Source organism: Shinella zoogloeoides, from assembly GCF_033705735.1.
Lineage (GTDB): Bacteria > Pseudomonadota > Alphaproteobacteria > Rhizobiales > Rhizobiaceae > Shinella > Shinella zoogloeoides_A.
In genome coordinates, this window is record NZ_CP131131.1 from 358263 (window position 1) to 378637 (window position 20375).

A 20375-nucleotide genomic window follows, 5' to 3' on the forward strand; every position below is an offset into this window, starting at 1 on the left:
TGTAATAGCGCGGGGAGGTTAGGCATTGTTCGTTCGGTCGAACGGGGGGCAGTACGCATCGCTGGGCATTGGCAAGCAGATTGACCGGAAAGGGTCTCTCTGTGCTGTCGAATATTTCGATTCACCCACGTCCGAGTTGGTCGTCCACCAGATTGAAGCTGATCTGATCGAGCGCGTGACGCTCGCTGAGCAGACCCGCATCTATCAATTCGACGAGGCGGCGGGTTCTTGGGAGATTGGTCGGCTGCTCGACGATCATGGCGACAGCCAACTCGTCCAGTTCCCGAACGGCAAGGCGAAGCACCTGAAGGCCGAGGCGCTCTTCGTGCGGTGGGCTCTCCCAATCGAGGACCCGATGTTGTTCCTCGCCAACCGGATCAACGAGAGCCCGCGATTTTCCGATGGTCGCAGTGCGTTCATGCGTTCGCAGACCCGCCAACGCGCAGCGTCGATGGGAATGTCGGCTCTACTTGCGTCGGCGATCGAACTCGAAGCGCATCAAGTCGAGGTAGTGCGCCGCATCCTTCAGGACCCCGTGCAGCGCTATTTGCTCGCGGACGAGGTTGGGCTGGGCAAAACGATCGAAGCCGGCGTACTTATCCGGCAATGCATTATTGATACGCAGCAGAAATGCAGCATTCTTGTGATTGTGCCCGCAGCGTTAGTCGATCAGTGGCGAAGGGAGCTTGCGAACAAATTTTTTCTCGGGCGCTGCCTAGACCACAGCCTTCACATTGTTGCACTCGACGACTACGAGAGCATACGCGCGCTTCTGCCTAGCGCTACGATGCTAGTGATCGACGAAGCGCATCATCTGACTGGGCAAAAGACGGTCATCGGTGACCGAATTTACGCCGATGTTGCTGCAGCGTCTCCATCAATCGACCGTGTCCTGTTATTGTCTGCGACGCCAGCACTCCACAATGAGCGCGGCTTTCTTGAGATGCTACACCTGCTCGACCCCGCTACTTACCAGCTCGATGATGAGGAGTCGTTTCGGCGAAAGGTCGAAAGCCGCCAGGCGCTGGCGGAGATCGTGGCCGGTCTGACGATCGAAAACGCGCTATACCTTGACTATACCATCGACCAGTTGGCGACCCTATTTCCCCATGACGAATTGCTGCAGGAGCATGCGGGGGATTTGCGCAGCGTCATCGACACGATGCCCGATCCCGATGATCCTGCTCTCGTAGAGGCGATCGGACGACTACACACCCATCTCAGCGAAGTTTACAGGTTGCACCGGCGCATCCTGCGCCATCGGCGGCGGAGCATCGGGGGGCTAACCCCTGACCGTTCTGGCGCCAAGATCATCCGATATCGTAGCACCGATCGCGCAGCTTTGACTGCCGCCTTGGAAGACTGGCGGTTCGATGAGGCCGTCGAACTCGACGCGGCCGGCTCCGAAAAGCTCTGGAGTGATCGTGTTGTGCGCACCTTCTGGGAGGTACTCGACCGCGCGTCGCAATATCCGAGTACTGGCCCTGGGATAATCGGTTTCCTCGCCAGCGAAACCGCGGTGATCGGAGATCAAGAACGTTTTGCGTCAATCAACCGTTGTCTCGGCCGCGATGGCCTGTTTGAGGACCGGGTACAAGCGCTGCTTGAAGCGCTTGCTCCATTAGTGCGCAGTCGCGCGCAGTGCGTAGTTTTCTGCTCCGATCCGAAGACCGCCGACGCCCTCGCGCAACGCATCCGTGACGTGTTGGAGATTACGGTCGATCGGCACGATCCAGAGGACGATGTATGGACAGCTTTTGCAGCGGCAGCCGATCATCCTGTGCTCGTCTGCGACCGACGAGCCGAGGAGGGTCTAAACCTACAGGGCGGAAATAAAGTGGTTGTTCATTATGACCTGCCGCTCAACCCAAACCGGATCGAGCAGCGACTCGGCCGGGTGGATCGCTATGGATCCGGCGAAGCCGTGCGATCGCTCGTGTTGGCTTGCGAGGACGATCCCCTGGAAGTGGCTTGGATAGGCTATCTCGACACCGCCCTAAGGGTATTCGACCGTTCGGTTGCGAGCCTTCAATATTTGATCGAGCAGACTGTGCGCGAGATCAGGCCCGCACTTTTCACGGATGGCGCAGAAGTGATTACCGATCTGACAGCGAGCGGCGCAGGCGACCAGGGTTTCATCGAACGGGAGATCAAATCGATAGATCAACAGGATGCCCTCGATGCGTTGGGAGCGCCTCCCACCGATATGATCGATGAGCTTTCGGAAATCGACGATGATTGGCAGTCGCTTGCGACTGATACCGCAGCCTGGCTCGACCAGACTCTGCAGTTCGGCCGCGCCGACGAGGCGCGCCTCCTCGCCGGCGCCGGTGTGGCGGCACCATTTCGTTACGTCTATTCGACCTCCAATCCGCATACCCTGATCTCGCTTCCCGCGTTCCTGGCGCAGTGCGCGGACGCGCTCGATCTGGGATTCGGGTCGAGGGGCGTGCGGACGATCGGGACGATTCCGTATACATTCCGCAGACGCACTGCGCTCAGTCGTGTCGAGCGCGCCAATGGCGTTGGTCTTTTGCGCTATGGCGATCCCTTGATCAGTGGAATGACCGCGCTCACGGACGCCGACGACCGCGGTCGATCCTTCGCTATGTGGCGCTTCGTGCCCGATCATATTGGCGACCCGCTTGCCGAATTCTATTTCCGATTCGATTTCATTTTGGAGGCGGACAGCGCCGTGGCGATGCGCGTGCTAGCAGCGCACGACCGTGATACGAGCGCTGCCCGCGCAGCCGTTCGCCGGCGAGGCGACATGGCGCTCGCTCCGTTCTATCGCTCGATTTGGCTCGATCGTGAGCTGAACCCTGTCCATAACGAGGCACTGTTGGCGAGATTAGCGCGTCCGTATAGCGTCAAGCCCGACCGTAGCGGAGCACTCGATCTCAACCTGAATTCGAGGAGATGGCAGCGTCTGCTGGAGTTGCAACTCCCGGAACTCGCCTATTGGAGAGAGCTTTGCGGAAAGGCTAGATCGGTGGCGGAGGATGCACTTCGTGCTGATCCAGAACTGATAGCAAGCCTCGGCCAGGCAGAGCAGCGAGCGGCTCGCATCGATCAAGGGCGCCTAGGGCAACTGCGGGTGCGGGCACGTGCGGAGGGCCGCGAAGGAGAAAGTGCGGAGCTTGCATTCGAGGAGAAACTCGCCGTTGGACTGCGGGCCGGCATCAATGTCCCTCGTGTTCGGCTTGATACGATTGGTGCAGTCTTCATCTCGGCGAGCCGATCGGCGACCGACCAAATTTCGGGCGGCATCTGATGGCCGTGCATGATTTCGGAAGCTTGCAGGATGCTCTGCTAGACCTCGCCAAGGCTGTCAGACAGTCGCCGATCACAGATGGCATTTTTGATAGGCTGACCCAAGTGCTCCTAGCCGCGAAGGAAGCGGGGCGGCTGAACAGTCCGCAGGACGCGATGGCGCTTTTCCGGCACGTGCTGCGCCGGCAATCGCTGCGCGCGGGTCAGCAGGCGCAGTTGCGCGTTCCGTCCGGAGTTGGTTGGCCCAGCCGAACCGATTGGGCGAGCTTTGGCATCCGTGCCCATAGTGAATCGAGCGGGCATCTCCTCATCGAAGCCCGGCCATGGCATGCGGCCTGGCTCGGAGACAGTGACAACCCGGTCTTCGAGGATGTCTTTGCCGAGCGGAATGTCCGGCTCGACTGGCAAAGGCCGATCGATCCCTTTCTTAGCGAGGCGAGCGGTTTCGACACCTACGTGTCCCCGGGACAGCGCGAAGCCGTGCGCAGCGCCTTTCTGCTGCCGCCCGGAGAGACTTTGGTGGTCGCTCTGCCGACTGGGTCGGGCAAGAGCTTTATCGCCCAGGCCCCCGTCCTCGCGCGGGGCATCGAAGGCGGTCTATCGCTTTGTATTGTGCCGACGACAGCGCTGGTGCTCGTGTCAGTACCGGAGCAATACTCCCCAATAGTGCCGTTTGAATCTTCCCCAGGTGCTGCGGCCGCCGGTCTTCCGGGGCGGGCCCCGGAAGACCGGCGGCGCGTCATCGCCGATACTCCTTCCGATGGTCGGGAGGGGGATTTTGGTGATCAAGCTGAGGGAGACGATCATGATCCTGGATCTGCATCAGCAGGGGCTGACGGTGTCGGCCATTTCCAGAGAAACGGGCATCGACCGCAAGACGGTGCGCAAATACATAGAGCGAGGCCTTGAGGCTCCGGCCTATGGTCCCAGGAAGCCGCGAGCGACGGTGATCGATCCGTTTGCTTCTTACCTGCGGGAACGGGTGAAGACCTATCCAGGCCTGACCGGCAGTCGGCTGCTACGAGAACTGCGCGAGCGAGGCTATACGGGCGGCTACACGGCCGTGACGGATTTTCTCCGTGATGTGCGCCCTGCAGCAAGCCAAGGCTATGAGGTTCGTTTCGAGACGCCACCCGGCGAGCAGGCTCAGGTCGATTTCGCCCAATTCCATGTCGTCTTCACCGACGAACCGATGACGCCGAGGATCGTTTGGCTGTTCTCCATGGTGCTGGGCCACAGCCGTCTCATCTGGGCGCGCTTCGTCATGCATCAGAACCTGCCAACCGTCCTGCGCTGCCACATCGCGGCTTTCGAGGCCCTTGGCGGCGCTCCAAGGGAGGTGCTCTACGACCGGATGAAGACCGCCGTCATTGGCGAAGGCCAGACGGAAGGTATCATCTACAATCGCGTACTCATCGACCTGGCACGCCACTACGGCTTCCACCCGAAGGCATGCAAACCGTATCGCGCCAAGACCAAGGGCAAGGTCGAGCGGCCGTTCCGGTACATCCGCGAGGACTTCTTCCTGGCCCGCTCGTTTCGCAATCTCGATGACCTGAACGCCCAGCTCCGGCACTGGCTGGACACCGTCGCCAATCCGAGGAAGCATGCAACAACCCTGCGCTTCGTCAATGAAGCCTTCGCCGAGGAGCGGCCGCACCTGCGACCGTTACCGCTGGCACCGTTCAGATCCGTTCTGAAGCTGGAGCGCCGCGTGTCGCGGGAGGGCATGGTCAGCGTCGGTGGCAATACCTACAGCGTTCCGGATGCCACGCGAAGCCGAATGGTAGAGGTCCACTCTCTCGCTGACGAAGTCCGCATCTTCGAGAACGGCACGCTGATCGCAGCACATCCTGTCCTGGAGGGCCGTAAACAGCGCCGGGTTCATCCGGATCATCGGCGACCCATTCAGCCGCAACATTGGCCGGGGAGACGGCAGGAATCTCATGTTGTCAAACCCGCCGGCGATACCGTGCTGCAGCGATCGCTTGCCTTCTATGATGCCGTCGGCAAGGTCCTGGCACAGGAGAACCGACCATGAGCGCCACCCTCGACCCCATTCCGTCGATGATCGACCGTATCCGTCATGATCTCGTTGGTCTGAAGATGCCGCGCGCACTGGAAGCTCTCGACCATGTCGTGCGCCGCCTCGAGCACGGTGAGCTGTCGGCCCTTGAGGCCATCGATATTCTCCTGTCGGAGGAACTCACCCTGCGCGAGAACAGTCGCATCAAGACCGCCCTGCGGATGGGCAGGCTTGCGACGATCAAGACGCTCGCCGGTTTTGATTTTACCTTTCAACCATCTCTCGACCGGAATCGCATCTTCACCCTGGCCCAGCTCGGGTTCGTCGAGCGTCACGAAGCGGTTCATTTCCTCGGCCCACCGGGAACGGGAAAGAGCCATCTTGCCACGGCGCTCGGCGTCGAAGCCGTGAAGGCCGGAAAGAGCGTGTATTTCACGACGCTCGCCGATCTGATCGGTTCGCTTGCCCGTTCAGAGCGGGAAGGCAAGCTGCAGGAACGCATTCGCTTCTTCTGCAGGCCGAGCCTGCTCATCGTCGATGAGATTGGCTATTTGCCGGTCGTCCAGGGCGGCGGCAATCTGTTCTTCCAGCTCGTTAACGCCCGCTATGAACGCAGCGCAATGATCCTCACGTCAAACCGCGGTTTTGCAGAATGGGGCGATGTCTTTGGCGACCCTGTCGTCGCGACGGCACTGCTCGACAGACTGCTGCATCATGCCGTCGTCGTGCAGATCGAAGGATCCAGCTATCGGTTGAGGCAGCATGCCGAACTCATGCCGGAGCATGTTCGCTCCAAAGCCCTCATCGCTCCCCCGGCGTTCGCCCCACCACAAAAGCCGCGCGGGCGGCCGCCGAAAAATCCTCAATTCGCCATGTCGTCGACGTCGGCATAACTGGGGAATTTTACTTCGGCACTTCTGGGGAAAATTCACGCGGCATTGACAGCTCGATCAATCGCGGCAGATGCGAGACATGCTTAAACGCCGCTACCCACGACGCGAAGTGCCCGCGCTTGCCTGGCATGCCGGCCTCCGCACGGAGGAGCGCGCCGCGATCAAGTCCGCCATCCGCGAGGGTCGCCAAGGCATTCTCTATTGTTCACCCGAGGCGGTGACGAGCGCGCTGCTGCCCTCACTTTACGATGCGGCGCGCGCCGGGCTGATCTCGTATCTTATCGTCGATGAGGCCCATTTGGTGAGCCAATGGGGTGATGGCTTCCGCCCCGCCTTTCAAATGCTGGCGGGCGTTCGCCGCGGTCTGCTTGACGCATGCCCCGAGGGCCGGCGGTTCAGGACGCTTCTGATGTCCGCGACCCTGGCGCCTGACACGGTGGAAACAATCGACGCGCTGTTCGGGCCCGCGCGCACTGTCCAGATGGTCGCCTCCGTCCATCTTCGGCCAGAGCCGCAATACTGGGTGCACCGCGAGGATGATCCCGAAGACAAGGACCGTAAGGTTCTCGAACTCCTGCGGCACGCGCCGCGCCCGTTCATCCTTTATGTGACGAAGCGCAGTGATGCGAAACGATGGATGCGGTTGTTGCGGAGCGAAGGTTATGCGCGTATCGATTGCTTTCACGGCGAGACGCCGCATGCCGATCGTCTGCGCATCATCGACCAGTGGTCTGAGGGCGGGCTCGATGGAATCGTCGCCACCTCGGCCTTTGGGGTCGGTATCGACAAACGCGATGTGCGCACGGTCATTCATGCCGCCGTGCCCGAGACACTCGATCGCTTCTACCAGGAAGTGGGGCGCGGCGGACGCGATGGGTGTCCCTCGGCGTCGTTCCTGATCTACTCGCGCGAGGACCAGGAGACGGCCCACCAGATCGCCTCGCCTTCTTTGATCAGCGACGCTCTCGCGTTCGAGCGGTGGTCGACCATGTATGGTCAAAGCGCGCAACTCGATACCATAGGGCAGCTGCTCGAGGTGGACCTGGCGGTCGTTCCTCCGCGGCTGCGGAGGCAGTCAGACTATAACGAGTCTTGGAACATGCGCACTTTGATCATGATGGCTCGCGCTGGCATGCTGGAACTGGAATCGCAGCCGCCGTCCCGTATTGCGCAGCAGGAGGACGAGAGCGAAACCGCCTTTGAGCTCCGCAGCGATGAGCATTGGTCCAAATATTTTCAGCGCACCGTCGTTGGCATGTCGGAGTTCGGCCACCTCAGCCGCGAACGCTTCGAAGCGCTGATCGGTCAGGAGCGGCAGCGCTCGTTCGATGCAGCGACCGAGAACCGCGTGCTGCTCGACAAGCTGCTCAGCGGTTCGACCGAGGTTTCGCTGCTGCTGGATCGTCTCTACCGCAGTAACGCCCCGGGGCGTTCGGTAATTGTGTCACGCGCGTGTGGGGGATGCCCGACGCATCGACGCGAGGGGACGGCTAACACGGAGTATCCGGCGCCTCCCGCCTACGGGATCGAGCAGGTCGGCCAGTTCGACCTCAGCCTCTTTTCTGATCGTTTCCCGCATCTCGACTTGAACCAGCCGATTATCCTGCCCCTCGAGGACCTGGTCGACGAAGCTGAGATCGTCGGCCTGCTCCGAAATTTCGTTGCGATGTTCGGCGTGCGTGAGATCGCGACCTCCGCGTCGTTTCGCCGGCGCAATCCGGCGCTGTCAGTCCTGCACAAGCACGGCGAGGATCATGTGCTGTTGTTGCAGACGCTCGAGGAAGAAATGCTGCGTCCCTCGTCCTACGAGCTTCCCCGGGTGACACTCTGGACGGACACGACTGGCACGACGCTGCCGAAAGATTTATTCATCATGAAGCGACCGCTGCATGTCATTATAGCATCGGCCTCGACGCCGGACCCATGGAACTTCGTGCGCCGCATTGCCGACACCGGTTCCAATGTGCTAGCGGTCGACCAATTCAACCTTGGAGCGCGCCTGTGAGTCTCCTCAACCAAGCAAGCGACGGGCTATTCAATGTGCTGATCGTGCTGGTTCGCGCGCTCGTTCGCTTTGGTCCAAAGAGCCGCGAAGATTTAATCCTTGCTTGTGGCGGCGCCACCGACGCGTGCGATACCAGCCAATTGACGAAAACGTTGAACCGCTGGACCGAACTTGGCTTGTTCGGCGAGGAAAACGGGTCCGTTATCATCGCCGAGCCGTACCGCTCCGCGCTCGGCAAGAACGCCGACGAAGCGGAAGCCCGCCTTCCGAAAGTGGCACGCACGGTGGCGTTGCACTCCGCAAACAATGCGCGTTTCTGGGAGAGCGAGGGAGCCAAGAGCGCGGACCTGTCGCGCGGCGTGGCTTGGATGCTCACCCAGGACGTTTATACGCTCGACGTCAATTCCGACCGTTTGGCTGAACTAGAGGGGCGGCAGCTGATCGACAGCGGCACGCAGAAGATCGCCCAGAACAATACGCGCTGGAACGGCCTCAAAACCTGGATGCTCTATCTGGGATTCGCCCGCGACGGCATGCAGTGGGTCGTCGATCCAACGCAGGCGCTGCGCGAGGCGCTTCCCGAGATCTTCGGTTCGAACCGAGAATTGTCCGCTCCTGCCTTTGTGGAGCGGGCTGGCGCGGTGCTGCCGGTCCTCGACGGAGGCGCCTACCGGGTGCAGGTCGAGGGTGCGTTAAAGGAGAGCGCCTGGCCCAGACTACGTGCTGGCCTCGTATCCTCTTCCATGTCGCGGGCTATCCAGCGACTCGATCGTGAGGGATTCATCACGCTCTCAAACCGAAGTGATACCGAAGGCGTCGTATCGCTCACCGGCAGCAATGCGCGCACCTGGCGGGACGTCTCGCATGTAGCCCTGGCGCAATCAGGAAAGGCGCGTTGATGCTCGAGAGATATTGGCCTGGGGCCGACGAGGTCAACGCGTGCATCAAGAACGAAGCTGAGACCGCGGACGTGTCGGTTCTGCTGGCAGTTCATCAGCCGACTCCGCTCACCACGCGCAATGCCGGTACGAATATCGAGTCTCCGGCAAGCGAGCAGGAACTGCTCGATGCCTTTCTTTCCGACGACGTGCCGGGTGGATATATGCTGTTTCCGATCACCGGACCTTCCGGCGTCGGCAAGTCGCACATCATCCGCTGGCTCGACGCGCAACTCCAGCGCTCGCCCAAGCGCGATCGCCTCCACATCATCCGTATTCCCAAGAGTGCAAGCCTCCGACGCGTTGTCGAACTCATCCTCGAGCCGTTGGATGGCGATCCTCGCTTCGAGAGATCACGATCGGAACTCGCGCGTGCATTTGCGGAGATCGACAAGCGAAAGGCCGTAGTACTGTTCCGCGCGCAGATCGAGAACGCGCTGGCAGGCCGGGCGGAGACGCTGTTGCTGGAGGCGCGCGAACATAAGGACCGCGCGGTGGAGTTGAGGCCGCTGATCGGTCATGCCCAAATGCTGCCGAAGCTGTTTGGGGACGCCGCGCTCAAGGACCATTTCGATGAGGTCGTCCTTGCGCGAGTCGTCGCGCGCGCGCTGCGGGGACGGGAAGACGGTGCGGAGGGAGACGAAACCCAATCGCAATTCTTCGCCGAAGACCTGCTTCTTCCCGATGCGATCGATCTTAACGAAGCGGCCCTGCCGGTAAAGACCTATTATCAGACTCAGCTTGCCGTCCAGGACGTGCGCCGCCGGCAAGCCGCGGCGGACATTCTCAACACGATCGTCGATACTGCTATTGGCAATGTTTTTCAGCTCGAGCAGAGCACCGGTGGCATCACCCTACAGGACATTATCCTGGGGATCCGTGAGATCCTGCTCAAGGACGACATGGACCTGGTGCTGCTCGTGGAGGATTTCGCCGCGCTGTCGGGCATTCAGGATGTGCTTCTCAAAGTCTGTGTGCAGGAAGGCACCCATGACGGCAAGAAGGTGCGCGCCACCATGCGCACGGCGCTCGCGCTCACAGACGGATATCTCGCCTCGCGTGACACGATCCTGACGCGCGCGCAACGCGTCTGGGTGGTCGGCCACCGCGAGCAGAGCGATGATGAGATCAAGCGCGCCGTGACCGAGATGGTCGGCGCCTATCTGAATGCGGCCCGCTGGGGCGAAGACGGCCTGCGCAAACGCTTTGACCGTCGCGGCGCCGACGATGCTCTCACCGGCTGGTTGCCAGCCTGGCAGGATGAGGAGCAGAGCGACGAGGAAGCCGAGGCGCTGACCGCTTTCGGCTTTTCTGCGCGCGGCCACGCGCTATTTCCGTTCAACCGTCTGGCGATCGAGCAACTCGTCCACCAGCATCTAACGGAGGCAAATCGGCTCGTCTTCAACCCACGCCGTGTAATCAACGAGATCCTCCGCCGCCCCATGCTGATGCGAGGCACGTTTGTCAGCGGGAGCTTCCCGCCGCCCGAATTCCACGGGCTGCGCCCGAACGCCTATCTCGCCGGTCTGGTCCGGCAGGTAAGCCAGCCCGAGCAAGTCAAGCGGCGCTTGGGTTCGGCGCTGGCGGTATGGGCCGGCAATGCGGCGGATCAGGCCGCGCTTGCCCATGTGCCGCCGGCGATCTTCTCGACCTTCTCGCTACCGACGCCAGCCGAACTCGCCAACGTGGCGTACGTACCGACACCCACTCCACCAACCTTGCCGGCAGGCTCGACCCTCGAAGAAACTCCGCCCTCCGCGCCTCCTCCAGCGCGAGCCGATCACGATCCGCGTGTCGCGGCCTGGTCGAAGAAGTTGGATGCTTGGGCGTCTGGTACCGAGTTGGTTCAGGCTGACGCGCGTGAGCTTCGAAGCGCCTTGGCGGTGATGCTGAAGGGTGCAATCAATTGGCCGGCACTTCGCATTCCGGATCAGGAGATCAAGGCTACTTGGCTAGCTATCGCCGGGTCGCGCAACAATCCGGTCGGCGGTCGCATCCTTGTCGTTTGCGATAGCCATGACGACCCGGAAGGTGCGCTGCGCGAAGGCTTTCTCGGTGCACTGCGGTTCGGCTTCAACGGTCATCGCTGGGATTATCCCGAGGCAGATACTGACTATGTCGCGAGCGCCGCGATCATCGATCGTTTGGTCGCGCAGTTGGTCCCAACGCTCGTTGCGGAAGCAAATGCGCAGACCGCGGTGATCGGCCGAGCCCTACTTAATCAATCGCGCATCGTCGGCCTTTCCCCTCCGGTTCGGCCGGCTAGCGCCGAGCCGCTTCTGCGCGGCCTCTTCTCGCCGCCGCCGCAGGTGGAGACGCAAGCGTTTGAAGAAGGCTGGGATCAGCTTCGCGCCCAGGCGACGGGGTCGGTCAACGGCCGGAGCACGCGCACGATCCTGCAGCAGCTACTGCTCGATCGCAGCGCCAGCTTCCAAGGCACCGGAAGCAAGCCCTTCGCGGTCGACAGCCCCCGGCTGCTCGACGCGCTTGCCTGGGATTTGCCGGCGGGGCCGCTTCCGGACGGGTTGCCGGACGAGGCGCGGACCTTCATCCCGACCATGACCGACGCGCGCATCTGGGGAAAGCTCCAGTCGGTCATAGCCAAGCTTCGTGCCTTCCGCAGCGAGATCACTGATTATGTAGATGAGAGCTTCGACAAGGGCGCTTTCGTTGCCGACTTGCGCGAGATCATCCCGCTGCTGCAGAAGACCAACTGCTGGCCCGCTAATGTCACGATCAAGCTCAGCGAGTTCGAAATGCGCCTAACGGAGTTTCAGACCAGCCGCTTCGTAGACTTGGTTGAAAAGACGGCGACGATCGTAGACGAAGCGGATCGTGAGCAAATCCCTAAGTTGCTCAACGCGCTTGGGTCGCTCGATCTCGGATTGATCCAGAGGACCATGTCCTTCCTGACCCTCGCCAACGAGATCGTGTCGCAAGCTCAGCCGCGCGTCACTCAGCAGGAGGCGGTTCGGGGCCAATCGGATCCCAACTCCGTTGCGGCGGAGATCACGAGCCTGCTCGAAGGCGCGAGTGGAAAGTCGCCCGTGGCAGCGGAGGCCGCCGAATGAGCACTTCGCTTCCTGCTCGCACCAAGGCGCTTCGCGAACGACTGGTTGCGCTCGATCTGCTTGGTGCGAATGTCGAGGAAACAGGGCTGCTCGAGGACCTGCGCTCGGACCTCGCGCCGCTCGCGGCCGAACTCAGCCGCGCCCTTGACCATCGTGCGCTGCTGCTCGGTTCGGGAATCGAAACGCCCGAACCACCCTCGCTCAAGACGGCACGCAAACGGGCCGCGACACTACTCGAACGCTTTACGGCGGAGCGAAAGGCAGCCGCGCTCAAAAAGGGCACTGGTTGGGCCAATCTGCTCAAGGAGATAAAGACGGCCTCCACGGACGTCTCCGACTCCGTCGTGCGTGCCTGGAAGGGATATCGGCAAACCGTGTTCACCGGCGAGGCGCCAGCATTGGTGAAAGGCCGCATTGCCTTCACGCCGGCGAATAATGCCGCGTTCAAGACCTATGAACAACTCCACCAGACGTTCCGAGCCGAGTTCGACAAGCTCCCAGCGGACGAGGCAGCGATCGGACGCGTGAAGGCACTGGCGGCACGACTTACCGAGACGGCGAAGGAGTTCGACTTCGACGTGCCGGTCGACGTGAAGCGCTTCCTCGAGGCCATCCAGAGCGGGGGAGCGAAGCTCGACCTGCTGACCGAAGCGGTCCTCAAATGGCTCAACGACAATGATGCGTTCGACAATTACCGTATCGTGCCGGGGAATGCCGATGGAAGCCGATGAAGCTCTGCTGCTCGCCGCGCTCGATGAGATCGAGCAACGTGAAGCCCGGCTCCTGACATGGGGCCTGGTCGATGGCCACGTCTCAGCGGGCGAATTGCACGGCATTATCGATGCACTGCTCGACGATCCGCGATTGGGCGCGGGGGTTTCTTTCGCGGATGCAGGTCACGTCATCGTCGCGCTGATCGATCGTGCCCTCCTGTTCGACGTCGGTGAGGTATCGGGCTCGCGATATCGGTCGCGGATGGCGGAAGGCGTGCGTCTACTGTTCCGGTTGCGCCAACTCTTTCCGCAACATCGCGGACCCATCGGCTGGCAGGCCGCGCCGACCCTCGTTGCCGACTTCCGCTTCATTTGGCGCCGACGCCGATACCCGCGGCGAGAAATCGACGCAGCGACTGCGCTCGAGACGATTGCGTCAGCAACGCCCGATCAGGCCGCGCGCGCTGCCCTCTCGGCGCTCGTCGATAGCTATGGGCCAAGATTTGCGCTTGCAGGCTTTCAGGTCGCGGCCGCTGCGCGGATCCTTGGGAGCTTTGAGGGCTCGCAATCGACAGCCACGCTTGTCAGCGCCGGCACCGGTAGCGGCAAGACCATGGCCTTCTATCTGCCCGCGCTGTCGCGGATCGCCTCGCATATACAACGTGATGCCGTCGGCGACCGGTGGGTCAAGGTCCTCGCCCTTTATCCGCGCAACGAACTGCTCAAGGATCAGTTCGCCGAGGTCTATGGCCAGTCGCGCCGGCTCGATGCGTTGCTCGCGGCGCGCGGACGCAGGAAGATCCTGATCGGCACGTTCTTCGGTCCGACGCCTCGGTCCGCAGAAAAAGCCCACGAGGCGCGCAGCGGCTGGCGACAAACCTCCGCCGGTCTCGTCTGCGAATATCTCCGTTGTCCCTCGCCGGGTTGTGACGGCGACATGGCGTGGCGGGACGCGGACCGGCGCACGGGGCGTGAACGGCTCGAATGCCTAGAATGTTGCGCCGCCATCGAGAGCGACGAGATCATTCTCACCCGCGATCGGTTGCAGTCCGAGACGCCCGACATCCTGTTCACTACCACCGAGATGCTCAACCAGCGCATGGGGGACGACCGTTTCCGGCATCTGTTTGGAATCGGCGAGCGTGCGCAGCGACCGGTGGAGATGATGCTGCTGGACGAAGTCCACACCTACGCAGGTAGTTCCGGTGCTCAAGTTGCCTTCCTCTTACGTCGCTGGCGGCGACTCCTCCGGCGGCACGTCAGCTTTGTGGGCTTGTCCGCCACGCTCAAGGACGGTGCGCGCTTCTTTGCGCAATTGACCGGCCTGTACGAACAGGCGTCGGCCGAGATCGCCCCTTCCAACAGTGACATGATCGCGGAAGGTGCCGAGTATTTGCTCGCGCTGCGCGGCGATCCCGTGTCGCGCACCGCACTGCTGTCGACGACGATTCAGACAGGGATGCTCCTTTCCCGGCTTCTCGACGCGCCGGATGAACGCAAGAGCCAGGGCATCATCGGCGAACGTGTGTTCCTGTTCACCGACGACATCGATGTTACAAACCGCATGTATTTCGCCATGCTCGATGCCGAGGGTCGACGGAGCAGCGGTGTACCCGACTTGGCGAACAAGCCGGACGGTGGTCTGGCTTCGCTGCGTCGTCCGCTGCCGGTCGAGCACCGCAAGCTGCATGGGCAGGATTGGGAGGCGGTGGTTGAGATCGGCCACACTCTCCAGCCGCAGGATCGCAAGGCGATCGGGCGCGTGATGTCGATGGATCCGGGGGTCGGCAACAATCTCGACATTATTGTCGCGACCGCTTCGCTCGAAGTTGGGTTCAACGATCCGCGCGTCGGCGCGGTCATCCAGCACAAGGCACCCCGCGACGTTGCGCAATTTCTCCAGCGCAAAGGTCGCGCTGGCCGATCACGCCTGATGCGGCCTTGGACCGTCGCGGTGCTGTCCGACTATGGACGGGACCGTCTCGCCTACCAGGGCTATGACCTGCTGTTCGATCCCGAGTTGCCGCTGCGTACGCTACCGATCGCTAACCGCTATGTGATGCGCATTCAGGCGGTCTATGCGACGCTTGACTATTTGAGCCAAATGCTAGGCCCCTCCCGACCGGGAAGCGTGTGGCTGGACCTATCGAGCAGCACCGACAACAACTATCAGCGGGCGCGGCAGACAGCGCTCGCCGGCGTGATCCGCCGCATCCTCACCATCCCTGCCGAACTCGACCGCTATGTGTCCTATCTCGCCTCGGCGCTCAAGGTCGATGAAAGCGCGGTCACGCCCTTGCTCTGGGATCACCCCAGGCCGCTCATGACGCAGGTCCTGCCAACTGCGCTTCGCCGGCTCGAGAGCAACTGGCGCGCTTGGGGCGAGCCCGGCGAGGATCATCAGGTCTTCAACTCGCCTCTACCTGAATTCGCGCCGGCCAACCTGTTCAGCGACCTCAACCTTCCTGAAGTCGATATCGTCTTGCCGCAACCCGGCAGCGCAACGCCCGAGCGGGTTGCTATGCCGATCGCGCAGGCCCTGCGCGAGTTCGCGCCCGGCCGCGTGTCGCGGCGATACGGCATCAGCCATGCGTTCGAGCGGCATTGGTTATGCCCGGCCCTCAACCAGAACCGCGGGCAGACTGTGCCGCTCGAGCCGCTCGCCCGTCTCGACCGCCTCGGCGATTGGCGCATCAATGTCGCCGGTTCGGCTCGGCTGGTCCCCGTCTATCGGCCGCGTGTTCTCGAAGTCCAGCCACCGCCCGCTACTGTCGTCGATACGTCCAACGCCCGACTTCGCTGGCGCAGTCAGATTGTCGCCCGCGATCAGGGCTTAGTGCTCGATCCGCCGCGCGGTAGTCACTGGACATCGTTGATCGAAGACGTGCGGTTCTACTCGCATGAAGGACTGAGCCCGATCGAAGTCCGCCGAATGGCGCTTGGGAGCGACGCGGGCATTCGCTTTCGCGACGGAGGATCACTCCCCAAGGAGTTCCACTTCGAAGTTGGTGGTGAAGCGGTCGCCCTCGGGTTCAGTCTTGCTGTCGATGCGATGTGCATGCGCCTGCGGTTCCCCGAGGCCTTGTGGTCGAACCTCGGAGCGGAGTCGGACCCGCGATATCGGGCGATGCGCACGGCGCGCTTCCACCATCAGGCATTGAACGGGCCGCTTAGCGAACGGGTAGAAAACCCGTTCGCGCGAGAGTGGTTGGCGCATCTTATGCTCGCAGCCCTCAGCAATGAAGCGATGGCGCGTGGGGTCTCGTTGAGGGAAGCGGCCGAACGGTTGGCGGTCGGGAACGCCGAACTCGGCCTCGACCAGACGCTCAACATCCTGTTTCAGTCGGCGATCGTCGATGATGCCAATGCTCAAGGCAACCAGCAGGACAAGCTGCGCCAGGATCTGGCCGGCTTCCTCGCCGACCGGCAAGTGGTGGCCAGCCTGTTTGAATTGGCTGAGATACTATGGACGCCGATCGACGCGGGCTGGGAGCCATGGCTGCGCGAGCGATACGCTTCGACCGTCGGCACGGCTGCGCTCAGCGCCATTACCAGCCTATGTCCGCAGATCGACGGCGACGGTCTGATCCTCGATGTGACGGCCGGAGTTCGGGAAGAGGATGACGTGCTCGCCGGCACGCCCGATGGCGAGATCTGGATCAGTGAGATGACGCCGGGCGGCAATGGGCAGATCGAGGAGGCGCAGCGTCAATACGTTGAGGACCCGCGGCGGTTCTTCACCCTGATGACGGCGGCGCTGCGCGACAATGACTTCTCGCTCAGCGATTATCAACTCGGTCGCTTCCTTGCATCGGTCGTGGAGGGCGACAACGACGATCCACTGCTAACCGCGACGTGTGCGTTCCGGAATAGCTCGGGCGCGGTGGAAAGCCATGCGAGTTTCACCGCGTTGCGTCACGCGCTTGCGGAGGAAGGATTCGTCACCTTTCACGCGTTCGTCGTCGCGCTCGCCAATCGCATCCTCCGGCCCGGATCGAGCAGAGACAGCGATGCCTTCTTCCTCTTCGCTGTGCGGTTGTGGGACGCCGAGGAAGCGCGCCTTGGCATCGAGTTGGATGCTCGCGTGCTCGCCTACCGGCTCGCGCGCTCCGACGATATTGATGCGGCACTTGCCCTGGCCGGCATCGATCCGCCGACGGTCAATCCGGATCAGTGGCGATACGGCGTGATTTACGGACTGCTCTGGCCGCGCGGGGCGCACATCAGGCAATCGGGTCTTCGGCCTTATTCGCCATTTGCCGATCTGCCGCTGCCTGATCCGCTGCTGGTGCGGACCTATCTAGCAGAGGATGCTGCGCTCGTCGATCTCGAGGCTGACGGCTGGCAGGACCTTTGCCTTGATCGTCTCGCCGCCGTAGGCGCGGCGACGTTGGTGTGCCCGATGGCGGCTTCACCTTTGCTGGCGGACGCTCTGAGCTTCCTGGCGACCAATCCGGTGCAGTCCGCCTATTTGTCGGTGTTTGCCCGCGTACAGGCGGTGCGACGGGTGGAGAACGCCTTCCATGTAGATCTCGATGTCGCGGAGGCGCTGCAATGAGCTTCGAAACACGACGGATCTTCAAGAGCGCGGTGACGAGCCAGAATCTCATTCGTGAACTCCTGCAAATGATGTTCCTCGGCGAACTCCTTGCGCCAGGCGGAGAGCGCGCCTGGCTGGTCAGCCCATGGATCAGCAACGTGGTGCTATTTGACAACCGCGCAGGCGGTTTCGGCTCGGTCAATCCGGAGTGGGGCAGCCGCGAGATCAGATTGGTCGAGGTTTTGACCGACGTCATGGCGCGCGGCACGGCGCTGGGCATTACAACGAGTCTTGATGATCACAACGATCCGCTCATCGATGCGCTCACGATGGCAGCCGACGAGTCCGGTCTCACCGACAAGTTGTGCGTCGTCCGGCGGCAGCATCTTCACATAAAGGGCGTGCTACTCAAACGAGGCCTGCTCACCGGGTCGATGAACCTCACCTACAACGGCCTCGAATTGAACGACGAGATGGTGGTCTACGACACCACACCGAAGACGCTCGCCGAAGCGCGGATAAATTTTGAATCATATATGGGCGCGGCCACATGATCGAGCATCTGCCCGAGAGTGAGCAAGAATGGCTGGAGGACTTCTTCGCCTCTCCAAACGAGCTGAGCTGGAGGTCACTTCTCGGCGGCTCCGCCCCTGCCGAACAGGCGGATCAGGTTCGGCGATGGCTCGCCCATCTCGGCGCTGATAGGACCAACGCGCCGTTGGTTCTACCGTTCGTGCGCGGCGGAGAGGTGACGGGCTGGTATGCCACCACACAAGGAGTCGCCGGCGGATTTGAGCTCGGGGACGAGCTCAAAGCGTGGCTGGGGCCGACGTGGCTCAGCCGCTTCGACCGAGTGCCGAGCGATGCCCCGGATCCGATGGCGGCCGCGCTTCGCGACCGCTTCGGTGGGACTGTCTATCGCTTCACCGGACCCGATGCCGCAGCAAAGCGGGTGATCGCCGGTCGCTTAGGTGATTTTGCCGGGCTTCTCGAGCGAAAGCCGCGAGTGACACGCGCGCAGATCCGCCCGGTCGGAGCGATCCGGGGCGACTTCGAGCGCGCTCTGCTGGCCGGCGACGAAACGCAGGCTGAGGCAATGATCGCCGAGTTGAAACAGACCGGACGCCTCAACGAGGAGAACCTCAAATATCTCGACGTGCGGCTGAGCGCTGGCCTCGGGCTCTGGCCGCAGATCGCGCGCGATCACTGGCTCATCAAGACGCTCTCGGATCTTGCCCTTCCGCCGCAGATTCTCGCAGACCTGATCGAGGCGCTTTACCGCACCTATGTCGACGAGGCGGAGGCCAGTGGTGATCCGGCCGCGCTGCGCGAAGCCTTCATCGTTCACGTCGCAACACCTTATCCCAAACTGTTTACGTCGCGCCGTGGCATTCGTGCGCCACGCGTGGTCAAGGCGTTCTCGCTGTTCGAGCAGTTGCAACCGAGCCCCGACCCGGCGCTTGTCGCTTCGCTGCTCGCCCTGTTGCCTGCAGGAACGGACACCGCGTTGTTCGAGCAGGGACCTGTCGCAGAACCCAAGCCCTCATCTGCCACGACTTTGGACGAGGCGGACGAGGCTTTTGACGACGGGCAGATTGACCGCGCTTTTGAATTTTACATGCGGCTGCCGCCGAGCAGGAAGACCATTAGCAGGTTGGTGTCCTGTGTGGGCACGATCGGAACCGACGAGGCTCAGGATCGTTTCCTTGCGCTAATTGAAGGCTCCGATCCGGCGCTCCTCGATTCTTTGGCCCCCGCCGTTGCGGCGAAAATCGAGAGCCTGAGGCAGTCGCTGACCGACGATGGCGAACACGCGCGAGCCGAATTGGTGCCCGCAGCCGTGGTAAGCCCCTGGTTGCGGTGGGCGGAGCAGTTGCGGGCGGGGCGCAATCTCGTCGCCGCTGAGCGCGACGCGCAATCCGCTCCGACCAACTGGAACGCGGCAGAGATAAGAGAAAGCAGTTCACTCGCCCACCAGTTCGCGAATATCATCGGCGGCCTCGACGGCGAGGCCAGCGCGATCGCTCGCGCTGCCGTTCCGCAGCTCTTCGCGAGCTTCTTCCCAGACGATGTGAAGGCGTCACCGGCGGCGAAGCCGATCGCGTCGTTGCTGTTCCTGCTGATCGCGATGAGCGATACGCTATCACGATCGGACCTCGACCTACTCGCACAGTTGACGACACTGCTAATCGAGCAGGGATTGTCTTCATCCGAGTACGTGTCGCTGATGAATGATCTTGAAGATGTGCAGAAAAGGATCGGCTCCTACGCCTATCTGCCGTGGAGCCTCGACGTCGCTGAGGCGCTCGCGATCCTTCCCAGCCCGTCAGATCAGGCCCGCGATGCCCGGCTGAGGCTTTTCCTGCAGGTGCTTGGCCAGGCCGCCGGTTTTGCCCATCGACTGATGTCGGCAGATCTAGTTTCGGTCCACACGCTGGCGAAAGACTATGGCGTCGGGGCCGAGGCGGTCAGCACCCTCCAGCGCGAGCAGGGCGTGGATGACATTGCCGCCGCTGCTCTGCCCAACCTTGATGGCAAGACAATCGGCATCTACACGCTGGCCGAAGCGGCGGGCAGCCGGGCGAAGACCGCGCTTGAAAGGCTGTTTCCCGGTTGCAAAGTCGTCGTGAATTCGGACCTGGTCGCGACGACTCAACTGACAAATCTCGCCAAGACTGCAGACCTGTTCGTTTTCGCCTGGAAGAGCAGTAGCCATCAAGCCTTCTACTGCGTGAAGGATGCGCTGATCGGTAAAGAGCCGATCTGGGCGCCGGGTAAAGGCACGGCTAGCATCCTACGGGCAGTCCTCGATCGGCTCAACTGAAGCTGAAAAGCACCATCTCCGAACTCCGGAGTGGGTGAACCTCGTGGCTGTTACGACGGTTCATATTTAGTGCAGCCTGCGACTGATTAGGA

Annotated in this window: 10 protein-coding genes and 1 pseudogene; all 11 read left to right on the forward strand. The window is 62.1% G+C overall.

What is annotated here, in order from left to right; all coding sequences use genetic code 11:
* Nucleotides 1-25: 25 nt before the first annotated feature.
* Nucleotides 26-3274: a protein DpdE gene (gene dpdE / locus ShzoTeo12_RS19350; RefSeq protein WP_318913687.1), complete on the forward strand. Its 3249-nt coding sequence runs from the start codon at nt 26-28 to the stop codon at nt 3272-3274.
* Complete coding sequence (locus tag ShzoTeo12_RS19355) at nt 3274-4182, forward strand: DEAD/DEAH box helicase (protein ID WP_318913689.1); 909 nt, start codon at nt 3274-3276, stop codon at nt 4180-4182. Before dpdE ends, ShzoTeo12_RS19355 begins: the two co-directional genes overlap by 1 nt.
* A complete protein-coding gene (gene istA, locus ShzoTeo12_RS19360; protein WP_318913691.1) occupies nt 4079-5314 on the forward strand; it encodes an IS21 family transposase in 1236 nt (411 codons plus the stop codon). The genes ShzoTeo12_RS19355 and istA overlap by 104 nt, the downstream gene beginning before the upstream one ends.
* Nucleotides 5311-6192 (forward strand): IS21-like element ISRel3 family helper ATPase IstB, encoded by an 882-nt coding sequence (gene istB, locus ShzoTeo12_RS19365; protein ID WP_318913693.1) that lies wholly within the window; start codon nt 5311-5313, stop codon nt 6190-6192. The genes istA and istB overlap by 4 nt, the downstream gene beginning before the upstream one ends.
* Nucleotides 6193-6256: 64 nt before the next feature.
* Nucleotides 6257-8197: pseudogene (dpdF, locus tag ShzoTeo12_RS19370) on the forward strand (protein DpdF); the annotation flags it as partial.
* Nucleotides 8194-9096, forward strand: a complete 903-nt coding sequence (dpdG, locus tag ShzoTeo12_RS19375; protein ID WP_318913694.1) for a protein DpdG — start codon at nt 8194-8196, stop codon at nt 9094-9096. The pseudogene dpdF and the gene dpdG, both read left to right, overlap by 4 nt.
* Nucleotides 9096-12206 (forward strand): protein DpdH, encoded by a 3111-nt coding sequence (gene dpdH / locus ShzoTeo12_RS19380; protein WP_318914325.1) that lies wholly within the window; start codon nt 9096-9098, stop codon nt 12204-12206. The genes dpdG and dpdH overlap by 1 nt, the downstream gene beginning before the upstream one ends.
* The gene (locus ShzoTeo12_RS19385; RefSeq protein WP_318913695.1) at nt 12203-12937 is read left to right on the forward strand and encodes a hypothetical protein; all 735 of its coding nucleotides are present in this window, start codon (nt 12203-12205) and stop codon (nt 12935-12937) included. Before dpdH ends, ShzoTeo12_RS19385 begins: the two co-directional genes overlap by 4 nt.
* Nucleotides 12924-17477, forward strand: a complete 4554-nt coding sequence (dpdJ, locus tag ShzoTeo12_RS19390; protein ID WP_318913696.1) for a protein DpdJ — start codon at nt 12924-12926, stop codon at nt 17475-17477. The genes ShzoTeo12_RS19385 and dpdJ overlap by 14 nt, the downstream gene beginning before the upstream one ends.
* Entirely contained in the window at nt 17474-18013 is a 540-nt protein-coding gene (gene dpdK, locus ShzoTeo12_RS19395; protein WP_318913698.1) for a phospholipase D-like domain-containing protein DpdK, read from the forward strand. The genes dpdJ and dpdK overlap by 4 nt, the downstream gene beginning before the upstream one ends.
* A complete protein-coding gene (gene dpdD, locus ShzoTeo12_RS19400; RefSeq protein ID WP_318913699.1) occupies nt 18010-20283 on the forward strand; it encodes a protein DpdD in 2274 nt (757 codons plus the stop codon). The genes dpdK and dpdD overlap by 4 nt, the downstream gene beginning before the upstream one ends.
* Nucleotides 20284-20375 lie beyond the last annotated feature (92 nt).

What these genes read in the sequence shown, in the direction of transcription:
- ShzoTeo12_RS19355 (WP_318913689.1), top strand. Translation starts at nt 3,274, where the DNA reads ATGGCCGTGCATGATTTCGGAAGCTTGCAGGATGCTCTGCTAGACCTC.
- istA (WP_318913691.1), top strand. Translation starts at nt 4,079, where the DNA reads ATGATCCTGGATCTGCATCAGCAGGGGCTGACGGTGTCGGCCATTTCC.
- istB (WP_318913693.1), top strand. Translation starts at nt 5,311, where the DNA reads ATGAGCGCCACCCTCGACCCCATTCCGTCGATGATCGACCGTATCCGT.
- dpdH (WP_318914325.1), top strand. Translation starts at nt 9,096, where the DNA reads ATGCTCGAGAGATATTGGCCTGGGGCCGACGAGGTCAACGCGTGCATC.
- ShzoTeo12_RS19385 (WP_318913695.1), top strand. Translation starts at nt 12,203, where the DNA reads ATGAGCACTTCGCTTCCTGCTCGCACCAAGGCGCTTCGCGAACGACTG.
- dpdJ (WP_318913696.1), top strand. Translation starts at nt 12,924, where the DNA reads ATGGAAGCCGATGAAGCTCTGCTGCTCGCCGCGCTCGATGAGATCGAG.
- dpdK (WP_318913698.1), top strand. Translation starts at nt 17,474, where the DNA reads ATGAGCTTCGAAACACGACGGATCTTCAAGAGCGCGGTGACGAGCCAG.
- dpdD (WP_318913699.1), top strand. Translation starts at nt 18,010, where the DNA reads ATGATCGAGCATCTGCCCGAGAGTGAGCAAGAATGGCTGGAGGACTTC.